The organism is Mesorhizobium sp. WSM4816, assembly GCF_055811535.1.
The window spans coordinates 108,462-128,699 of record NZ_JBVVQR010000005.1 but is presented as its reverse complement, the minus strand read 5'-3'; the positions used below and the strand labels follow the sequence as shown (position 1 = coordinate 128,699).

The 20,238-nt window shown below is 62.0% G+C and carries 21 protein-coding genes; 17 read left to right on the top strand and 4 right to left on the bottom strand.

The window, feature by feature from the left end:
- Positions 1–51: 51 nt before the first annotated feature.
- The 4 genes from AC0L3H_RS08405 to AC0L3H_RS08390 form a co-directional block, all read right to left on the bottom strand.
- Complete coding sequence (locus AC0L3H_RS08405) at positions 52–486, bottom strand: HIT family protein (protein WP_473585145.1); 435 nt, start codon at positions 484–486, stop codon at positions 52–54.
- Positions 487–604: 118 nt separating this feature from the next.
- Complete coding sequence (locus AC0L3H_RS08400; protein ID WP_473585144.1) at positions 605–1,822, bottom strand: GNAT family N-acetyltransferase; 1,218 nt, start codon at positions 1,820–1,822, stop codon at positions 605–607.
- Positions 1,823–1,878: 56 nt separating this feature from the next.
- The gene (locus tag AC0L3H_RS08395) at positions 1,879–2,607 is read right to left on the bottom strand and encodes a glycerophosphodiester phosphodiesterase (RefSeq protein ID WP_473585143.1); all 729 of its coding nucleotides are present in this window, start codon (positions 2,605–2,607) and stop codon (positions 1,879–1,881) included.
- Between the two features lie 7 nt (positions 2,608–2,614).
- On the bottom strand, positions 2,615–3,079 hold the full coding sequence (locus AC0L3H_RS08390) for a RidA family protein (RefSeq protein WP_292398119.1): 465 nt from the start codon (positions 3,077–3,079) through the stop codon (positions 2,615–2,617).
- Between the two features lie 138 nt (positions 3,080–3,217).
- Between AC0L3H_RS08390 and AC0L3H_RS08385 the strand changes: the two genes are divergently transcribed.
- The 17 genes from AC0L3H_RS08385 (at position 3,218) to lpxB (ending at position 20,217) form a co-directional block, all read left to right on the top strand.
- Positions 3,218–4,045, top strand: a complete 828-nt coding sequence (locus AC0L3H_RS08385; RefSeq protein ID WP_023801218.1) for a cell envelope integrity EipB family protein — start codon at positions 3,218–3,220, stop codon at positions 4,043–4,045.
- 99 nt (positions 4,046–4,144) lie between these two features.
- Positions 4,145–5,443: a hypothetical protein gene (locus AC0L3H_RS08380; protein ID WP_473585142.1), complete on the top strand. Its 1,299-nt coding sequence runs from the start codon at positions 4,145–4,147 to the stop codon at positions 5,441–5,443.
- 101 nt (positions 5,444–5,544) lie between these two features.
- Positions 5,545–5,823, top strand: coding sequence for a DUF4031 domain-containing protein (locus AC0L3H_RS08375; RefSeq protein WP_473585141.1), 279 nt, complete (start codon positions 5,545–5,547; stop codon positions 5,821–5,823).
- A complete protein-coding gene (locus AC0L3H_RS08370; RefSeq protein ID WP_473585140.1) occupies positions 5,820–6,431 on the top strand; it encodes a LysE family translocator in 612 nt (203 codons plus the stop codon). Before AC0L3H_RS08375 ends, AC0L3H_RS08370 begins: the two co-directional genes overlap by 4 nt.
- Positions 6,432–6,608: 177 nt before the next feature.
- Complete coding sequence (gene rpsB, locus AC0L3H_RS08365) at positions 6,609–7,406, top strand: 30S ribosomal protein S2 (protein WP_027151898.1); 798 nt, start codon at positions 6,609–6,611, stop codon at positions 7,404–7,406.
- A 117-nt stretch (positions 7,407–7,523) separates the two neighbouring features.
- Positions 7,524–8,447 (top strand): translation elongation factor Ts, encoded by a 924-nt coding sequence (gene tsf / locus AC0L3H_RS08360; protein WP_023801220.1) that lies wholly within the window; start codon positions 7,524–7,526, stop codon positions 8,445–8,447.
- Between the two features lie 321 nt (positions 8,448–8,768).
- Positions 8,769–9,491: a UMP kinase gene (gene pyrH / locus AC0L3H_RS08355; protein WP_023801221.1), complete on the top strand. Its 723-nt coding sequence runs from the start codon at positions 8,769–8,771 to the stop codon at positions 9,489–9,491.
- A 122-nt stretch (positions 9,492–9,613) separates the two neighbouring features.
- Positions 9,614–10,168, top strand: a complete 555-nt coding sequence (gene frr / locus AC0L3H_RS08350) for a ribosome recycling factor (RefSeq protein ID WP_077384157.1) — start codon at positions 9,614–9,616, stop codon at positions 10,166–10,168.
- Between the two features lie 32 nt (positions 10,169–10,200).
- Positions 10,201–10,932, top strand: coding sequence for an isoprenyl transferase (locus AC0L3H_RS08345; RefSeq protein WP_236374111.1), 732 nt, complete (start codon positions 10,201–10,203; stop codon positions 10,930–10,932).
- Positions 10,929–11,759, top strand: coding sequence for a phosphatidate cytidylyltransferase (locus AC0L3H_RS08340; RefSeq protein WP_473585139.1), 831 nt, complete (start codon positions 10,929–10,931; stop codon positions 11,757–11,759). The genes AC0L3H_RS08345 and AC0L3H_RS08340 overlap by 4 nt, the downstream gene beginning before the upstream one ends.
- Positions 11,760–11,893: 134 nt before the next feature.
- A complete protein-coding gene (rseP, locus tag AC0L3H_RS08335; protein WP_473490199.1) occupies positions 11,894–13,036 on the top strand; it encodes an RIP metalloprotease RseP in 1,143 nt (380 codons plus the stop codon).
- 217 nt (positions 13,037–13,253) lie between these two features.
- The gene (gene bamA, locus AC0L3H_RS08330; protein WP_473585138.1) at positions 13,254–15,626 is read left to right on the top strand and encodes an outer membrane protein assembly factor BamA; all 2,373 of its coding nucleotides are present in this window, start codon (positions 13,254–13,256) and stop codon (positions 15,624–15,626) included.
- A 180-nt stretch (positions 15,627–15,806) separates the two neighbouring features.
- Positions 15,807–16,865, top strand: a complete 1,059-nt coding sequence (lpxD, locus tag AC0L3H_RS08325; protein WP_287222067.1) for a UDP-3-O-(3-hydroxymyristoyl)glucosamine N-acyltransferase — start codon at positions 15,807–15,809, stop codon at positions 16,863–16,865.
- Between the two features lies 1 nt (position 16,866).
- Entirely contained in the window at positions 16,867–17,325 is a 459-nt protein-coding gene (gene fabZ / locus AC0L3H_RS08320) for a 3-hydroxyacyl-ACP dehydratase FabZ (protein WP_292484378.1), read from the top strand.
- A gap of 13 nt (positions 17,326–17,338) precedes the next feature.
- The gene (lpxA, locus tag AC0L3H_RS08315) at positions 17,339–18,172 is read left to right on the top strand and encodes an acyl-ACP--UDP-N-acetylglucosamine O-acyltransferase (protein WP_473490197.1); all 834 of its coding nucleotides are present in this window, start codon (positions 17,339–17,341) and stop codon (positions 18,170–18,172) included.
- Positions 18,159–19,061, top strand: coding sequence for an LpxI family protein (locus AC0L3H_RS08310; protein WP_473585137.1), 903 nt, complete (start codon positions 18,159–18,161; stop codon positions 19,059–19,061). Before lpxA ends, AC0L3H_RS08310 begins: the two co-directional genes overlap by 14 nt.
- The gene (gene lpxB, locus AC0L3H_RS08305) at positions 19,051–20,217 is read left to right on the top strand and encodes a lipid-A-disaccharide synthase (RefSeq protein WP_473585136.1); all 1,167 of its coding nucleotides are present in this window, start codon (positions 19,051–19,053) and stop codon (positions 20,215–20,217) included. Before AC0L3H_RS08310 ends, lpxB begins: the two co-directional genes overlap by 11 nt.
- Positions 20,218–20,238: the final 21 nt, after the last annotated feature.

Genomic DNA, 20,238 nt, shown 5'->3' with positions numbered 1-20,238 from the left:
GCTTTTTTGCTTCGAGGGGCTGGTGGGCGGCCGGACCCGCGACGCCCGGCATCAGTTTGTCAGCGCCGTCCGTATCTTGCCAGCATTCTCAGCCAACACTTCCGGCTTCTCCATCTGCCCGCTATGCGGCTTCAAAGGGATGCCCTCGAAGCGTGGAATGACATGGATATGGAGGTGGTAGACGGTCTGGCCCGAAGCGGGCTCGTTGAACTGCAGGATGGTGACACCATCGGCGCCGAATGCCTTCTTCACCGCCACCGCCACCTTTTGCACGACGGCGAAGAGTGGGCCGAATGTTGCCGGATCCGCGTCAAGCAGGTTGCGCGACGGCGCCTTCGGTACAACCAGCGTATGACCCGGCCCTTGCGGCATCACATCCATGAAGGCGACAACCGCGTCATCTTCATAGACGCGATGCGACGGGATTTCACCGCGCAGGATTTTCGCGAAGATATTGTTGCTGTCGTATGTGGTTTGTTCGGCCATGGCGTGCGCTCCGGATTGTGTGTTGCTCCTACCGCATCGACCCGACAATCGGAATCGATCTTCGGAAACTACGATGCTTTCGAGCGTACTTTGTGCGTCCAATTGGACGCACGTCGCTCTAATCGTCCGCCAGATCCTTGCGGAACGGGGTGTGCTCTTCGAGATAACCGGCCATCCGCTCCACTTCGCGGCGCTCGCGCCTGAGATAGTCGGCGACCGCGTTACGCAAGCCGGGATGCGCAATGTAATGCGCCGAATGCGTGGTCACCGGCCTGTAGCCGCGCGCCAGCTTGTGCTCGCCTTGTGCGCCGGCTTCGACCACCTTCAGCTTACGGTCGATGGCGAAGTCGATCGCCTGGTGATAGCAGACCTCGAAATGCAGGAAGGGGTGGTCCTCGATGCAGCCCCAGTTGCGCCCGTAGAGGGCATCGGAACCGATGAAATTGATGGCACCGGCAATGTAGCGTCCATTGCGCCTGGCCATCACCAGCAGGATGTCGTCGGCCATGCGCTCGCCGATCATCGAGAAAAACGCGCGGCTGAGATAGGGCCGCCCCCATTTCCTGCTGCCGGTATCCATGTAGAAGGCAAAGAAGTCGTCCCAGACCCTTTCGGTCAGGTCCTTGCCGGTCAGCCAGTCGATCGAGATGCCGTGAGCGAGCGCCTCGCGCCGCTCCTTCCTCATCGCCTTGCGCTTGCGCGACGCCAGCGTGGCGAGAAAATCGTCGTAGGTCGAATAACCCTCATTGAAGAAGTGGAACTGCTGGTCGGTGCGGTGCAAAAAACCCGCCGCTTCCAGCGCTTCGACATCCCTCAGCTGCGCGAAAGTCACATGCGCGGAGGAAACGCCGAGTTTTTCCGTCACCGCCTTCAGGCCGGCCGCCAGGCCGGCCTTCACGGCACCACTGTCCTCGCCCTTGTTGACCAGCAGGCGAGGGCCGGTGACCGGCGTGAACGGCACGGCGCATTGCAGTTTTGGATAGTAACGCCCGCCGGCGCGCTCGAACGCGTCCGACCAGCCGTGATCGAATACATATTCGCCCTGGCTGTGCGATTTCAGGTAGCAGGGAATGGCACCGAGCAGCTTTCCCTGCGCTGTCTCGAGCCTGAGATGATGGCCCTGCCAGCCGGTGCGCCGCACGGCGCAGCCGGAATCCTCAAGCGAGCTCAGAAAAGCGAATGAAACGAGTGGGTTGTATCCGTTTTCTGTATCGCAGCGTGAGGTCCCGCCGAGGCCATCCCATTCGGCGCAGGTGAAGGCTCCGATGCCAGAGGCAACCCGGATCGCATACGCTCCATTCGCCGTTTGCCCGTCGCCTTCATCGCCTTGATCCATGAGGCCTATTTAAGCTCCGTGCCGGTCCATGCAAGCTCAGTTCATGCAAGCTCGGTTCAGGCGACCTGCACAAGATCCGGCTCAAATCCTTCGAACGTCATCTGGTCGGCATATCTGAAGGTCAGGTCGACCGCCGGTTGGTCGAGCACGGTCCAGGTGATGACCGGCATTTTGAGCCTTTCGCGCACGAAACTGACAAACTGGTTCGGCAGGTCGCCGGCGGCGTAGGAGGCGAAGGCGATATCGTGCGCCAGCATGGCGAAATGCGCCTCGATCAGCTTGACTTCGTTGCCATAAGCGGTCAGCCCGCCCGGAATGCCGGGCGCGTGTTTTGGGAAGTCGCGGATCAGCCAGTGGTCGAACGACATGATCGCCGCCTTGCCCCTGTAGTTCTTGAGCATCTTGCCGACGCTTTCCACCAAGCCTTCGTCACGGCCGGGAACCCCTTTCAGTTCGACGATCACCGGCACGCGGCCATCGACCAGGTCGAGGGCCTGCTGCAGCGTCGGCAGACGATCTGATGTGTCGCCGATCTTGAGGGCCGTCATTTCTGCTGCCGTGCGCTGCCAGACGAAACCGTCCTGGCCGGTCAGCCGCTTCAGATCGCCATCGTGTATGATCACCGGGATGCGGTCTGACGACAGATGCACATCGCATTCGATCGCATAGCCGCGTTCAGCCGCAGCGGCAAAGGCGGAAAGCGTGTTCTCCCAGCGCGTCTTGTTCATGTCGTGGAGGCCGCGATGGGCAATGGGTCGGGCGGTCAGCCAGGAAAGGTCGGTCATGCCGGGCTCATTCGACTTCGAAGATGGCTTCGATTTCCACTGCGGCATTAAGCGGCAGGGAGGCGGCACCGACGGCGGCGCGAGCATGCTTGCCGGGATCGCCGAGCACTGCAACCAGTAGATCCGAGGCGCCGTTGGCAACCAGGTGCTGCTCGAAAAAATCCGGCGCCGAGGCGACGAAGACGGTGATCTTGACCACGCGGCGGATTTTCTCGAGATCGCCAAGTGCTGCCTTGGCCTGCGCCAATATGTTGATCGCGCAGTATTTTGCCGCTTCCTGGCCGGTTGCGATGTCGACATCACGGCCGAGCAGGCCGCTCGCCTGCAGCTTGCCCTGCTTGAGCGGCAGCTGTCCGGCGATGAACAGCAGATTGCCTGATCTGCAATAGGGCACGTAGTTGGCGGCGGGCGCGGCAGCGACCGGAAGCGTCACGCCGAGATCGCTTAGCCGCTTTTCGATTGTTTCACTCATGGTATTTCCCTATTGCTTGGTGACGCTGCGCAGGCCGGGCCGAAATTGCAATTTTTGCCTCGCTTCCGCCACGACTTTTTTTAAGCTGGATCCTCTTTCCCTGCGGCCTGCCATCAGGCGCGATGATCGGAGCCCCTCATGCGCGCAACACGCCTCGCATTCCACGCTGTCCTGCTGCCAGCGGTGTTCTCGATGGCGCCGGCTTTTGCCGTACCGGCGCTGCAGGCGCATCGCGCGGTTTACGATCTGACCCTGGACAAGGCCTCCGACCGCTCCGGCATCACCGGCATTTCCGGCCGCATGGTCTATGAGTTCAACGGCTCGCCTTGCGAAGGTTATACGGTGAAGTTCCGTTTCGTCACCCAGATCGTCACCAACGAGAATACAAGGCTGACCGACCAGCAGACGACCACTTTCGAGGACGCCGAAGGCAAGACCTTCTCGTTCGTGACAAAATCCTTTGTCGACCAGACTCTCGACAAGGAGGTCAAGGGCACCGCGACGAAGGAGACAAACGGCCTCAAGGTCGACATCGACAAGCCGGAGAAGAGCAGCGTCGAACTGCCGGCCACACAGTTTCCGACGCAGCATCTGGCCGAACTGATCGACAAGGCCGAAAAGGGCGAAAATTTCTACGAAACCAACCTGTTCGACGGTTCGGAAGATGCCAACAAGGTGATGACCACCACCGTCGTCGTCGGCAAGAAAGCCGATGCCGACAAGACCGATCCGGAAGTGCCGGCACTGGCAAAACTCGCCACCGACAAATACTGGCCAGTCGACATCGCCTATTTCGACAGCACCGACAAGTCAGGCGAGGAGGTGCCGGAATACCGGATCAGCTTCAAGCTGCATGAGAACGGCATCACGCGCGACCTGCTCATGGACTACAACGACTTCTCGATGACCGGCAAGCTGGTCAATCTTTCGCTGTTCGATCAGACGAAACCCTGTCCGCCGAAATAGAGCCCTGGGTTAGCCACGCCCGCAAGGCGGCGGCGAATGACTTGAACACGCCGCAATTGCATTTCAACCTCTACGCCGAGGGATCGATCGGGGGATGGGTTGAGCAAAATCGATGTGTTCGTGGCGCCGACGCCCAATCCGGCGCTGATCAGGATCATGACTGTCGTCAACCGGGTCGTCATGCTGCGTGGCATTCCCGGGTTTCGCGACCTGTTGCCGTTCAACCGCGTGGCCGGATTGCGCGGTGTCGCCAATGTCCGCCATATCGACTTTCCCGACGACGACCGGCAGCGGCTGAAGGCCTGTTGCGGCGCAGGCAAGGCAACGTTCATCACGCCCAACCATCCGGAATTCTTCACCGACTGGATGATCGACAAGGAGATCGTCTCGACGGTCAGTCCGCTCGCGGCATCCTGGGCCACGCATGGCGTCGTCAACGGCCTCGGCCGGATCACGCAGAAATTCTGGCTGGCCAACAATCTGATCGCCCAGATACCCGGCAACAGCGGCGCTGCCAAGGAACACTCGATCGCCTGGGCGCTGAAAGGGCATGGCGTTCTCTTGCATCCCGAAGGCGGCGTCGGCTGGCATGGCAATGTCGTCGCTCCGCTTCTTCCGGGGGCTGTCGAGATGGGGTTCGAAGCGCTCAAGCGCGGTCGCGTCACGGATCAGGATTTCAAAGTCTGGATCGCGCCGGTTGTCTGGAAGCTCGCCTTCACCAAAAATGTCGAGCCGGCGCTGGCGCAGGAATGCGCCTATGTCGAGAAGAGCCTGAAGATTGAGCGTCGTGCCGTCGATACGCTGCCGGAGCGCGTCCACCATATCTATGCGACGCTGCTGTCGCGCGATGAGATTGCCTGCGGCATGGCGCCCGACGAACGGGCTTCGTATGCTACGCGGCACAAGCAATTGCTGCGCGAATTGAGCCGGCGCCTGGGGGAGGGTATTTCGGTCGATCCCGGCGCCAGCGAGATCGCCGAGCTTTTGCGCCGGGCGCGCCGCTGGCTGCGGGAAGGCACCGGCGACGCCGAGCGACAAAAACAGATCCGCTCGCTGGCGGACACGATCCAGCGTCTCCAACGCGTCGGACCGTGGGCCTCAGCCAATCCGCGCATTGCGCAAGAGGAGATCGCAGAGCATCTGAAGCGTATCCGCAACGATTATTGCAAGGGCACGCTGCGCGACACGGTCAATTGCTTCGTACCGCAACCGGCCGGGCCGCGCTGCGCGCATATCCGGGTGCCGGAGCCGTTGGGATTGCACGCCTTTCCGGGCTCTATCGACGATGCCCTCGCCGAACTGCACCGGCGCATGCAGGAGACCACCACCACGACCGTGGCCGAACTCGAAGCCGCCGGCAGCTTCATTTTCTATCCGAATCCCTTCTATCATCGCTAGGGTTGGCATCTCTAGCATTGGCATCGCTGACGTTGGATTTCGGCTGCGGGTGAGCTGCGGCTCCGCTGGTCGGCGCAAGATGAAGGAGTGCGGCAAGCCTCATGGCGGTCTATGTCGACGCGGCGATCTGGAAATGGGTCGGCCACCGCTGGTGTCACCTGCTGGCCGACGACACCGACGAGCTGCATCGTTTTGCGGCACAGCTCGGCGTCAAGCGCTCGTCCTATCAGGCGCCGCCGAAGACATCGGCGCCGCATTATGACATAACCGGCTTCGAGCGCGACCGCGCGGTGCGGCTAGGCGCCGTCGAATGCAGCCGCGAGGAGATCGTTGCTGTTTTCCGGCGGGTCCGGGTGCCGAAGGGGAAGATACGACCATGACGTTGACGGCATTTCTGGCTTACTGCGCTGCGATCACATTTGCCGCCGCCACGCCTGGCCCGGCGGTATTCACGGTCATTGCCAACGGCGTTTCGCGCGGGTTCGTTCGCGCGTTCCTGGCTGGCCTCGGTATCGCCGCCGGCGACGCGGTGCTGGTGACTTTGGCGCTGCTCGGTCTGGTGGCACTGGCACAGACCTTCGAATGGGTTTTTCTCATCCTGAAATATGCGGGTGCAGCCTATCTGATGTTTCTTGGCGTCAGGATGTGGAGATCGGCTTCCGCGCGATCGAATGGACTGGAGGTTACGCAGGCAAGACTGTCTCGATCGTTTTACCTCGGCATCTCCATCGCATTGGGCAATCCCAAGGCGATCCTGTTCCACGCCTCCATCATGCCGTTGATCCTCGATCTCAATGCAATGAACTTCGCTGAGGGGCTGCTCGTGGTTACGGTCGTGGTCGGCGTCAACATTATCACTATGGGCGTCTATGCGGTGCTTGCCGGGCAGGCTTCGGGCTGGTTCAAGACGCCAAGGCGGATGCGCTTGATGAACAGGTTTGCCGGCGGCGCCATGATCGGCACCGGTGCGCTGATCGCCGCACGCTGAGCCGCAAGACACCGCAGCGCTTGCGTTTGCCGCGCATCCCCTCTATATGCGCGCTCATTCCACACACGGACTTTGGTGTCTGCCCGGGAGAAATCCGGCTGAAACCTCCGGTGGCGTTCGAGGACAAAGTCCAGAAATGCCTGTGTCCGTGGAGGCTAACCGGAAAAGGACATAACAATGGCTCTGCCTGATTTCAGCATGCGCCAGCTTTTGGAAGCTGGCATTCACTTCGGCCACCAGACCCACCGCTGGAACCCGAAGATGGCGCCCTATATCTATGGCGCCCGCAACAACATCCACATCATCGACCTCTCGCAGACGGTGCCGCTGCTGCACCAGGCGCTGAAGCAGGTTTCGGACACCGTCGCCAAGGGTGGCCGCGTGCTGTTCGTCGGCACCAAGCGCCAGGCGTCCGACATCGTCGCCGACGCCGCACAGCGCTCGGCCCAGTACTATGTCAACTCCCGCTGGCTCGGCGGCATGATGACCAACTGGAAGACGATCTCGAACTCCATCCAGCGCCTGCGTAAGCTTGACGAGATGCTGGCTGGCGAGGCCCAGGGGCTCACCAAGAAGGAGCGCCTCAACCTCGACCGCGAGCGCGAGAAGCTCGACAAGGCGCTGGGCGGCATCAAGGACATGGGCTCGACGCCAGACCTGATGTTCGTGATCGACACCAACAAGGAAGCGATCGCCATCCTCGAGGCCAAGCGTCTCGGCATCCCGGTCGTCGCCATCATCGATTCCAACTGCGACCCGGACAAGATCGATTTCCCGATTCCGGGCAATGACGACGCGGCCCGCGCCATCCAGCTCTATTGTGATCTGATCGCCAAGGCTGCAATCGACGGCATTGCTCGCCAGCAGGGCGCGCTTGGCGTCGACGTCGGCGCTTTGGCCGAGGCTCCGATCGAGCCGGCACTCGAGCCGACGCCGGCCGCCGAGACACCGGCCGCCCAGACACCGGAAGCGTAACAGCGAAGGCCGGTTTCGGCCTTCATCTTTCTCATATTTTGGCGCGCTGAGCGCTGGCGCCAGGCGCATCATCGAGGACCGGTGGTGCGTCGGTGCATTTTAAACAAAGAGGCGACAATGAGCATTTCGGCTGCACAGGTCAAAGAACTCCGCGACTTGACCGGCGCGGGCATGATGGACTGCAAGATGGCGTTGAACGAGACCAACGGCAACATGGAAGAGGCCGTCGACTGGCTGCGCAAGAAGGGCATCTCCAAGGCCGACAAGAAGGCCGGCCGTACCGCGGCCGAAGGCCTCATCGGCGTCGATTCCGGCGTGCGTGAGGCGGCGGTCGTCGAGGTCAATTCCGAGACCGACTTTGTTGCCCGCAACGCTGCCTTCCAGGAGATCGTCGCCAACGTCGCCAAGGTGGCGCTCGCCTATGGCGGCAAGACCGAGGCCGTCGCAGCAGCCCCGTATCCGGGTTCCGACAAGTCGGTTGCCGACACCATCAAGGACGCTGTCGGCACCATTGGCGAGAATCTTGGCTTCCGCCGTTCGGCCAAGCTCACCGTCGAGCAGGGCGCCGTCGCAACCTACGTCCACAATGCGGTTGCCGACGGCCTTGGCAAGCTCGGCGTGCTGGTCGCCATCGAGACGTCAGGCAACGCGCAGGCCGCCAACGCCTTTGCGCGTCAGGTCGCCATGCATGTCGCCGCCACCAACCCGATGGCGCTGACCGCGGAAGAACTCGACCCGGCGGCGGTCGAGCGCGAGAAGGCGATCTTCGCCGACCAGGCGCGCCAGTCCGGCAAGCCGGAAGCGATTATCGAGAAGATGGTCGAGGGCCGCCTGCGCAAGTTCTACGAAGAGGTCGTGCTGCTCAAGCAGGCTTTCGTGCTCAATCCCGACATCACCGTCGAGAAGGCGCTGCAGGATGCCGAGAAGGAAATCGGCGCACCGGCCAAGATCACTGCCTATCTGCGCTTCGCGCTCGGCGAGGGCATCGAGAAGGACGAGACCGATTTTGCGGCGGAAGTCGCGGCGGCGGTCAAGAAGTAAAACGCACTCTATCTTTCTGAAAGACTTTACGGCCGGTTGTCCGCGAGGATGCCCGGCCGATTTCTTGCGCGGTATCGATGAAGGCCAGGCGTCGGCGACAGGCCGGCTGGCTATCTGCTCATGCCCGGATCTGCTCATGCAAGATTCTGCATGCACAAGTTGCATTTTCCGGTGTAAGCCAATGGCTGGAAGAGCGTTTGCCGGTTCCGGCGCCGCGTGACATCGCAGCGCCCTTCGTGTATCGGAACGCCAATGTTTCGGGGCAGCGCCTGAGCGGGGAAGCCGCCCCGGGCGCGTCACACGCATAATGATGAGGACCAGATGACGGTGAAGCCCCTCTACCGACGTGTCTTGCTGAAAGCGTCGGGCGAAGCGTTGATGGGTGAGCAGCATTTCGGCATCGACGTGTCGGTGGTCGATCGCATCGCCGCCGACATCGCCGAGGCCCGCACCCTTGGCATCGAGGTTGGGGTCGTCATTGGCGGCGGCAACATCTTTCGCGGCGTGGCCGTTGCCTCCAAGGGCGGCGATCGCGTCACCGGCGACCATATGGGCATGCTCGCCACCGTCATCAACTCGCTGGCGCTGCGCACCTCGCTGAACAAAATCGGGGTCGACGCTGTGGTGTTGTCTGCAATCGCCATGCCTGAGCTTTGCGAGAGCTTTTCGCAGCGCCAGGCGACCGCCTACATGAACCAGGGCAAGGTCGTCATCTTTGCCGGCGGCACCGGCAATCCGTTCTTCACCACCGATTCGGCCGCGGCGCTGCGCGCGGCGGAAATCGGCGCCGACGCGCTGTTCAAGGGCACCCAGGTCGATGGCGTCTATTCCGCCGATCCCAAGAAGGACCCGCATGCGACCCGCTTCGAGCGCATCAGCCATGGCGAAGTCATAAAACGCGGTCTTTCGATCATGGATACGGCCGCGATTGCACTTGCGCGCGAAAACAACATCCCGATAATCGTCTATTCGATCCACGAGAAGGGTGGTTTCGGTGATATTCTGAGGGGCGGCGGACGTTGCACGGTCGTCACGGACGACTGATCGGGAGCCCGATGCCGAACCGAAGGTTTTCCGTAGGCGAAAAACGGGAACCGGTTTTCGGATCGAGGCTTGAATACGGGTTACCCTGAAGTGAACCCGGCTAACGGGTCGAGGAGACGATGATGAGTGGCGAATACGATGATCTCAAACGGCGCATGGACGGGGCGATCGCTGCGTTCAAGCACGATCTGGCTTCGCTGCGGACCGGCCGCGCGTCGAGCAACCTGCTCGACGCGATCCAGGTGCAGGCCTACGGCACCACCATGCCGATCAACCAGGTGGCAAACGTGTCGGTGCCGGAGCCGCGCATGATTTCGGTTTCGGTCTGGGACAAGTCGATGGTCGGTGCGGTCGATCGCGCCATCCGTGAATCCAATCTCGGCTTCAATCCGATCGTCGACGGCACCAATCTCAGGATTCCGCTGCCCGAGCTCAACGAACAGCGCCGCAAGGAGCTGGTCAAGATCTCGCATGGTTATGCCGAGAATGCCCGCATCGCCGTGCGCCACGTGCGCCGGGACGGCATGGAATTCCTCAAAAAGGCGGAAAAGGACGGCGATATCAGCGAGGACGATCATCGCAAGCGGTCCGACCAGGTCCAGAAGCTCACCGACGAGATGATCGGCACCATCGACCATCTGCTTTCCGATAAGGAAGCTGAAATCATGCAGGTTTAGGGTCTGGCCACTGCTGGCTCGAAAGCGAGAACATGACAAGCCCCGCGCATGTCGCAATCATCATGGACGGAAACGGACGCTGGGCCAAGGCGCGTGGCTTGCCACGGCTTGCTGGGCATCGTGCCGGCGTTGAGGCGCTGCGCAACACGGTGCGCGCCGCTCCTGGCCTTGGCATCTCGTTCCTCACCGTCTACGCCTTCTCGTCGGAAAACTGGTCGCGGCCGAAGTCCGAAGTCAGCGACCTGATGGGCCTGTTGAAAATCTTCATCCGCCGCGACCTCGCCGAACTGCACCAAAATGGCGTGCGGGTCAGGATCATCGGCGACAGGGCAGGGCTGCAGCCTGACATCAGGAGCCTGCTTGAAGAGGCCGAAACGCTGACCGTCCGCAACGAAGCGCTGACCCTGGTCATCGCTTTCAACTATGGCGGACGCGACGAGATCGTGCGCACCGCGCGCAAGCTTGCCGCGGCGGTGGCGCGCGGCGAGCTCGACAGCGAGGCGATCACGGCCGAATCCTTTGCCGGCTCTCTCGACACCCAGGGTATTCCGGATCCGGAACTGGTCATCCGCACCAGCGGTGAGCTCAGGCTGTCGAATTTCCTTCTGTGGCAAGCGGCTTACAGCGAACTTGTCTTCCTGCCTTGCTACTGGCCCGATTTCAGCCGCGAGCATTTGGCTGACGCATTGCGCGACTTTGCCGGTCGCGAGCGCCGTTTCGGCGGGCTTGGCGCTGAAGGCGTCGCCGTGACAGCCAAGGGATGAGCAACCTCCAGCTTCGCGTTATTTCTGCCGTCGTGCTTGCGGTCGTCACGCTCGGCCTGACCTGGCTCGGCGGACTGCCCTTCCGGCTGCTTTGCGCCGCCATGACGATCCTGATCTTCTACGAATGGACGCGAATGTGCCGCCCGGTCGCCGCCACGGGTCTTGGTCTTTTGCCGGAAGCGCTGCTTCTGGTTTTCGTCGGCGCCTTGGTCGCCGGCCTGCCGGCGTCCTGGCTGCTGCTTCTTGTGGCGGTGATGGTCGTTGTCACCGTGGTCGTGGCTTCGATGCACCAGACTTCGATACATCAAACGGGACAGTGGGACGCGTCCGGCCTTGCCTATGCCGCCATTTCCGGACTGTCACTTGCTCTTTTGCGTGACGGCGACCATTCCGGCCTCGTCGCCATTCTCTTCCTGTTCGCGGTGGTTTGGGCGACCGACATAGCAGCTTATTTCGTCGGTCGCGCTGTCGGCGGGCCGAAGCTGGCGCCATCGATCTCGCCCGGCAAGACGCAGAGCGGTGCGCTCGGCGGCGCCGTCGGCGGCGTGGTTGCCGGGCTGCTTCTGGCCGCTGCGGCCGGAGCCGGCAATCTCGCAGTGCTCGGCGTCGTCGCGCTGGTGCTTTCGCTCGTCTCCCAGGCCGGCGACCTTTTCGAATCATGGGTGAAGCGGCGCCACAACCGCAAGGATTCGGGCACGCTGATACCGGGCCATGGTGGCGTCATGGACCGGGTCGACGGGCTTGTCGCGGCGGCTTTCGCCCTGTACGTCATCGGCTGGATTTCGGCGACCGCCGACCATCCGGCACAGGGGCTGTTTCCAGCTTGATCGGCATTGGCTCTTTATCGGCATTGGTTCGGGGGCCTGGTTTCTTGACCTGCGCAGGATGCGCCATGGATTCGCCTGGATTGATGCCACAGTCGCGGTACCACCGTGCTGCGGACGAATTTTGAGGACATGAATTGAACGAGATTCTTCACGCGGTTTTCAGCACGGAGGGCTTTGTCCTCGGCACGCTGGTGCCTTTCCTGTTCGTGCTGACCGTCGTCGTGTTCGTTCACGAGATGGGCCATTATCTCGTCGGTCGCTGGTGCGGCATCGGCGTGAAGGTCTTTTCGATCGGCTTCGGCCCGGAACTCTTCGGCTTTAATGACAGCCATGGCACGCGCTGGAAGCTCTGCGCCATTCCACTCGGCGGCTACGTCAAATTCGTCGGCGACATGAATGCCACCTCGAGCCAGCCCAGTTCGGAGGAGATCGAAACGCTGACGGCTGCCGAACGCAAGATCGCTTTTCACACGCAGCCGGTCTGGAAGCGCGCGGCAACTGTGGTGGCTGGCCCGCTGTTCAATTTTCTGCTGACGATCGCCGTCTTCGCGGTGCTGTTTTCCGCCTATGGCCGGCCCGTGTTGGAGCCAATGGTGGCTGAAGTCACCGCGGGCAGCCCAGCGGCCAGGGCCGGCATCCTGCCCGGAGACCGCTTCGTCAGCGTCGACGGCAGCAAGGTCCAGACCTTCGCCGACGTCCAGCGCCGGGTCTCGGGCCGCGGTGGCGACCCCATCACCTTCGTCATGCTGCGCGACGGCAAGGAGATCACCGTTACGGCGACGCCGGAATTGATGGAGCAGCAAGACGGGCTGGGCAACAAGGTCAAGGTGGCGGTGATCGGCGTCGTCAACAACCAGGAATTCGGCCAGCCCAGGCTGATCACCTATAACCCGGTCGGAGCGGTAGGGGCGGCGGTCGAGGAGACCGGATACATCATTCAGCGCACCGGTCAGTTCCTGCAGCGTTTCGTTGTCGGTCGCGAAGACAAATGCCAGCTGGGCGGCCCAATCAAGATCGCAAAGATGTCGGGGCAGGCGGCAAAACTCGGCTTCGACTGGCTTGTGCAACTTGTCGCGCTGCTGTCGGTCGGGATCGGTATTCTGAACCTTTTGCCGATTCCTCCGCTCGACGGCGGCCATCTCCTGTTCTACGGCGTGGAGGCCATCATTCGGCGACCGGTGTCGGAACGGATGATGGAGTTGGGGTACAGGGCTGGCCTGCTTCTCGTCTTGGGCTTCATGGGGTTCGTTTTCTGGAACGACCTGTTTGGATGCTGAAATCATGAAGAAATTTGGCTTCAGCACAGCCAATGTTGAGACGCCGTTTACCATGCGTGGGGATATGCGTGACGCGAAAGCCACGCAATTGGGTTAAGTAAATACAAATTAACCAGGAGCCTTGCGTGTAGGGAAAATCCGGTTAATACGGTAGGGGAAATTACCGCACGTCCGGTTTTCTCGCCGTGGGGACTTCGAGAAAAGGTACAAAAGCCCGATGAAGGCAGCATCCAAGTTTCTGAGCGCCGCGTCCGCGGTGGCCCTGTCCGCCGCCCTGGTCGTACCAGGTGCGCTCGCACTGCAGTTCGTTGCCACATCGGCGGCCGAGGCCGCTGTTGTTTCAAGAGTTGAAGTCAGCGGCAATCAGCGTGTCGACGCCGAGACGATCCGCAACTACGTCACGATCAAGCCCGGCAGGCCGTTTTCCAGCGCCGATATCGATGAGGCGGTCAAGGCGCTGTTCGGCACCGGGCTGTTCTCGGACGTCCAGATCAACCAGGTCGGTTCGACGCTGGTCATCAAGGTTTCCGAATATCAGGTCGTGAACCAGGTGCTGTTCCAGGGCAACAAGAAGCTCAAGGACAACGCGCTGGCGGCCGCGGTCCAGTTGAAGCCGCGTGGAACGTTCTCGCAGCAGGCGCTCGATGCCGATGTCGAGGCGGTCAAGGCTGCCTACGGGCGTATCGGCCGCGACGACGCCGCCGTGACCACCCAGATCATGGATCTCGGCGACAACCGCGTGAACGTGGTGTTCAACATCAACGAAGGCGGCCGCACGCAGATCGCCGCGATCAATTTCGTCGGCAACAGCGCCTATTCGAGCCGTCGCCTGTCCGATGTCATTTCGACCAAGCGCTCGACCATCCTTTCGTACGTGCTGCGCGACGACGTCTATGACGAAGACAAGCTCAACGCCGACCAGGAGTTGCTGCGCCGTTTTTATTACAATCACGGCTATGCCGACTTCCAGGTGATTTCCGCGGTCGGCGAGCTCGACGAAACCACCAATAAATACACAGTGACCATCACCGTGCAGGAGGGCGAGCGCTACACCTTCGGCGACATCAGCGTCGAGAGCACGATTCCCGAGGTCGACGGCGCATCGCTGCAGTCGGTGGTCGAAACCCACAAGGGCGATGTCTACAACGCCGAGAACGTCGAAGACACGATCATTGCATTGACCGAGAGGGTCGCCGGTTCCGGCTATCCCTTCGCCCAGGTGACGCCGCGCGGCGACCGCAATTTCGAGAACCACACCATTTCAGTGGTCTATACGATCGACCAGGGCACCAAGGCCTATGTCGAGCGCATCGAGATTCGCGGCAACGACCGGACACGCGACTATGTCATTCGCCGAGAATTCGACGTGAGTGAGGGCGATGCCTTCAACCAGGTTCTCATTCAGCGCGCGAAGAAACGGCTGGAAGCACTCGATTTTTTTGAGAAAGTCGAGGTTTCGACCGTGCCCGGTTCTGAGCCGGACCAGGTGGTGCTGGTGGTTGACGTGGTCGAGAAGTCGACCGGCGAGTTCTCCGTCGGCGCCGGCTATTCGAGCGGTGGCGACACCGAAGGCCCGACCGTCGAAGGATCGATCAGCGAACGCAACTTCCTCGGACGCGGCCAGTTCATCAAGCTCTCGGCGGGCGGCGGCAAGAATTCGCGCGACTACAGCTTCTCCTTCACCGAGCCCTATTTCCTCGGGCGGCGCATTGCCGCCGGTTTCGATGTCTTCAACCGGACCAGGGAACGCGACGACTACAAGAGCGAGACGCTAGGCGCGACAGTGCGCTTCGGCCTGCCGATCACCGACGACATCTCGACGCAGCTGGCGTACAATATCTCCCAGGAGAAGTACGAGCTCGACGAAGACTGCGAGACCGACGGCGACTACGACCCCCTCAAATGCAACATTTCTACGGCTATCCTGGACGGCATCGCGGAAAGCCCGTGGCTCAAGTCGTCGGTCAGTCTCGGCCTGGTCTACAACACCATCGACGACATGAAGAACCCGCATGAAGGCATCTTCGCCAATGTCGCCACGGAATTCGCCGGACTCGGTGGCGACGCCAAATTCGTCAAGGTGACAACGCGTGGCAGCGTCTACCAGACATTGTCCGAGCAGCTTGATCTGGTGGCGGTGATTTCCGGCGGGGCTGGCCATATCCAAGGCTACGGCGGCGATGGCGACCTGCGCATCTTCGATCATTTCCAGAGCAACGACCGCATGATCCGTGGCTTCGCTTACGGCGGTATCGGCCCGGTCGACAGTGAAGACGCCGGCGACCATCTCGGTGGCACCACCTATTTCAATGCCTCGGCGGAAGCCCAGTTCCCAATGCCGGTCATTCCGGAAAGCTTCGGCCTGCGCGGCGCGGTGTTCGCCGATGCGGCGACGCTCTATGGCAGCAAGATCGATGCTTCACTGGTCGATCAATCGACGGTCGACATGCAGTGGCGTGCCTCTGTCGGCGTCGGCCTGATGTGGGCGTCGCCCTTTGGTCCGATCCGCATCGACTATGCGATCCCGGTCCTCGAGGAGGACACCGACGACGTGCAGGAATTCAACTTCGGCATATCGTCCCGCTTCTGATCGGCGGGCAACGATACTTCCGGGCCGTAGCGGTCCGGAAGAGAGTAATTCGACACTACGGCGCCGCGCATCCTCCTGGACGCGCATAGGATGCTGCAGGACTTTGATTTTGCGCATTATCCTTTCCGAAAATCGATTCCGATTTTCGGGGTCATGCGCTAGCTGGATATAGCTTCTGGAATGACCGATCCGGTGTTCTTCGCGCCATCACGCCGGTATACGGCTGGCGAAGTCGCGAATCTGACCGGCTCGGTGCTTGTCGATTCCGACCTCTCCGATAGATCGATCGAAGCCTTGGCGCCCGCAAGCGAAGGCGGCGAGCACGCGCTTGTCTTTGTCGATGGCAGACGCAACTTCGCGCTGATGCAATCGCTGCGAGCAGCGGCGGTTCTATGCCCCGCCGAATTTGCCGGCAAAGCGCCGGCGGGTATCGCGGTTCTGATCCATCCGCGCCCGCAACAGGCTTTCGCAATGGTCGGCCGCCTGCTTTTCCCGGCGGCTGCGACACCGGCACCGATGACGGGCGAAACCGGTATCTCGCCGCATGCCCATATCGATCCATCGGCGCGCGTCGAGGTCGGCGCGATCGTCGAGGCCGGCGCGATCATCGGCCCTCGCGCTTCTATCGGCAGCGGAACCGTCATTGCTCCTCATGCCGTTATCGGTCCCTCCTGCCAGTTCGGCCGCGACGGCTATGTCGGCCCAGGCGCCAGCATCCAGTACGCGCTGATCGGCAACCGCGTCATCATTCATGGCGGCGCCCGCATCGGCCAGGACGGTTTTGGCTTCGTGGCCGGCGCCAAGGGTCCGGAGCGTGTGCCGCAAATCGGCCGGGTCGTCATCCAGGACGACGTCGAGATCGGCTCCAATACCACCGTCGATCGCGGCGCCATGTCCGACACGATTATCGGTCAAGGCACCAAGATCGACAATCTGGTCCAGATCGCTCATAACGTCCGCATCGGCCGCAATTGCATAATCGCCGGCCTTTCGGGTATTTCCGGTTCCGTAACGGTGGGCGACAACGTCACCATGGGTGGCGGTGTCGGTCTTGCGGATCATCTGACGGTAGGGACAGGGGCCAAGCTTGCTGCAAGAAGCGGGTTCATGAGCAACGTCCCCGCGGGCGAGATTTGGGGAGGGTACCCGGCGCAGCCGATGGCGGAAGCCATGCGGGAGATCGCGGCTCTGCGAAGACTGGCCAGGGCGCGCAAATCGGGCGACGGAGGGAAGAGCTGAGATGGTTGCGGCGACAACGCTCGAGGCGGTCGACATATTGGGGCTGATGAAGCTCCTGCCGCATCGCTATCCGTTCCTGATGATCGACCGCATCATCGATATCGATGGCGACGAGTCCGCCACCGGCATCAAGAACGTGACCATAAACGAGCCGCATTTCCAAGGTCATTTCCCGGATCAGCCGGTCATGCCCGGCGTGCTGATCGTCGAGGCGATGGCGCAGACGGCCGGCGCCATCTGCATCCGCAGCCTAGGCACCGAAAAACCGTCGCTGGTCTATTTCCTGACCATCGACAATGCCAAATTCCGTAAACCGGTCGTTCCCGGCGACCAGTTGAAGATCCATGTGAAGAAAATCAAGAAACGCGGCAACCTTCTCAAATTCGCCTGCGAGGCTCTCGTCGACGGCGTCAAGGCCGCGGAAGCCGAGATATCGGCGATGATGGTCACGAGCGACTGACGATCGAATGCTTATGAAAATCCAGACAGTCATCCATCCATCGTCGGTCATCGAGGCCGGCGCAAAAATCGGCGAAGGCGTCCGCATCGGGCCATTCTGCCACATCAGCGCCGACGCGGTGCTCGGCGACCGCGTCGAACTGGTCAGCCACGTCTCGGTGATCGGCGCGACCACCATCGGTGCGTCGACCAAAGTCTATCCGATGGCGACACTGGGCGCGCCGCCGCAAAACAACAAGCACAAGGGCGGCCGCACCACGCTGGTCATCGGTGAGAACTGCACGATCCGCGAAGGCGTGACCATGCACGTCGGCACCGATTCCAGCCGCGGCGAGACGACGATCGGTGACAACGGCAACTTCCTTGCCTATGCCCACATCGCGCATGATTGCATCGTCGGCAAGAACGCCACCTTCGCCAATCAGGCGACGTTGGGCGGCCATTGCGAGATCGGCGACAACGTCTATATCGGTGGTCTCAGCGCAGTTCATCAGTTTGTCCGCGTCGGCGACAACGCCTTTCTCGGCGGTTGCTCGGCATTCGTCGGCGATGTCATTCCCTACGCCATCGCCGTCGGCAATCGCGCCAGCCTTCGCGGCCTCAACATCATCGGCCTGAAGCGCGCCGGCCTGCCGCGCTCCGAGATCCACACGCTGCGCAAGGCCTACAAGACGATCTTCGATCGCTCCCGAACCGTCGGCGAAAACATCGAGTTCGCCAAGGCGGAATTCGCCTCGTCACCGACCGCCATGAAGATCATCGATTTCATCGCCAGTCGCGGTAAGCGGCACTATGCCGTCCCGTCGCTCAAGGCCGGTGGCGGCGACGATGCCGATGACGAAGATTGAGGGCACCCGAACGGGCCTTGATCTCGCGCCAGACGCCAAAATCGGCATCATAGCTGGCGGCGGCAGTTTACCGGTCGAAGTCGCCAGGGCGCTTGCTGTGCAAGGCAAGTCTCCCTTCGTGGTAATAGTGGCGGGCGAGGTCGACCGCATATCCGACTTCGACGCCTATGAGCAGGCGACGTTGAGGCTGGAGGATGTCGGCTCTCTGCTGCCGACGCTCAAAAATAGTCATGTTACCCATCTGGTGACAGCGGGCCATATCACACGGCGCCCCAGACTGAGCGCCATGCGCCTCAATCTCGGCCTGCTCGCCTGGGTGCCCAGCCTTCTTGTCGGTGTAACCCAAGGCGACGACACCGTGCTGAAACTGTTCGTGCGAAGGGTCGAGCGCAGCGGCATCAAGGTGGTCGGCGCTCATGAGATCGTGCCGGAACTGGTCGCCGCCGAAGGCGCGCTGACCAAGGCAGCGCCGCGGAAATCCGACTGGCGCGACATCAAAGCGGCCCACGCAGCGGCAATGGCCATCGGCGCGCTGGATATCGGCCAGGCGGCTGTTGCGATCGGCGGCCGCGCCATCGCGCTGGAAGGCATCGAGGGCACCGACGGATTGCTCGATCGAACACGGCAGTTGCGCGGCCATGGCAGGCTGGCCGGCAGAACGCGCGGCGTCCTGGTCAAATGCGCCAAGCCTGGCCAGGAGTTGCGCGCCGATCTGCCCTCCATCGGCCCGCAGACGATCGAGGCGGCGCATGCCGCCGGACTTGCCGGCATTGCCGTCGAAGCCGGCCGCTCGCTGGTTCTCGAAGGCCCGACAGCCGTCGCTCGCGCCAACGCGCTCGGCCTGTTCGTGATCGGCCTGCCTGCTGCGGAGCCGGTGCATGGCGACTGAGCGACCGCTGAAGATCGCCATCGTCGCCGGCGAGGAATCCGGCGATCTGCTTGGCGCCGACATCGTAGAGGCGCTCAAGCGCGTGACCGGCCGCGAGGTCCGGCTCGTCGGCATCGGCGGCCGGCATTTGCAGGCGCTCGGCCTCACGCCGCTGTTCGACGGCGGCGAGATCGCGCTGATGGGATTGAGCGCCATCCTGCGCGATCTGCCGCGCCTGATGCGACGGATCAGCCAGACGGCCGGTGCGGTCGCCAATGAAAAGCCCGACTGCCTGATCACCATCGACAGCCCGGATTTTTCGCTGCGCGTGGCGAAAAAGGTGCGTGCCGCCGATCCGGCAATCCCGATCGTCCACTATGTCTGCCCGAGCGTCTGGGCATGGCGGCCGGGCAGGGCGGTGGCGATGAAACCGTATGTCGACCACATCCTCTGCATCCTGCCTTTCGAAGTGAGGGAACTCGCCCGCCTCGGCGGTCCGACCGGCACCTATGTCGGCCATCGCCTTACCCACGATCCAGGCGTGCTCGGCGCCGCCAAGGCGCAAAGCCTGCCGCGCGACCTGTCCGACGATCGTGTGAAGACACTGCTTGTGCTGCCTGGCTCGCGTCGCGGCGAGGTGCGACGGCTGGCCGGCCCGTTCGGCAAGACGATCTCGATCCTGCGTGCGCGCGGACACCGCTTGCGCCTGCTGTTGCCGACCGTGCCGCATGTCGCCGACCTGATCAGGGCTTCGGTGGCAAGCTGGGACGAGAAGCCGGAGATCATCCTTGATCCCGAGCGCAAATGGCAGGCCTTCGGCAAGGCCGATGCAGCGCTGATCGCATCGGGAACGGTGTCGCTGGAACTGGCGCTGTCGGGTGTGCCGATGATCTCCTGCTACCGGCTCGATCCGGTCATGCGGATGGCCCAACGCCTGATCACCGTATGGAGCGCCTCCTTGCCCAATCTCATCGCCGACCGCCCGATCGTGCCGGAAAGCTACAACGAATATGTGCGACCGCACTACCTGGCGCGGCAGTTGGAGGCGCTGTTTTCCGACACCCCCTATCGCGCATGGCAGAAGGACGGTTTTGCCGAGGTGGCCAGACGCATGGCTGTCGACGGACCTTCGGGCGACATCGCTGCGGGGGTCGTGATGAAGTGTATCAAGCGGTGAATGGTGAAGTGGTGAATAGTG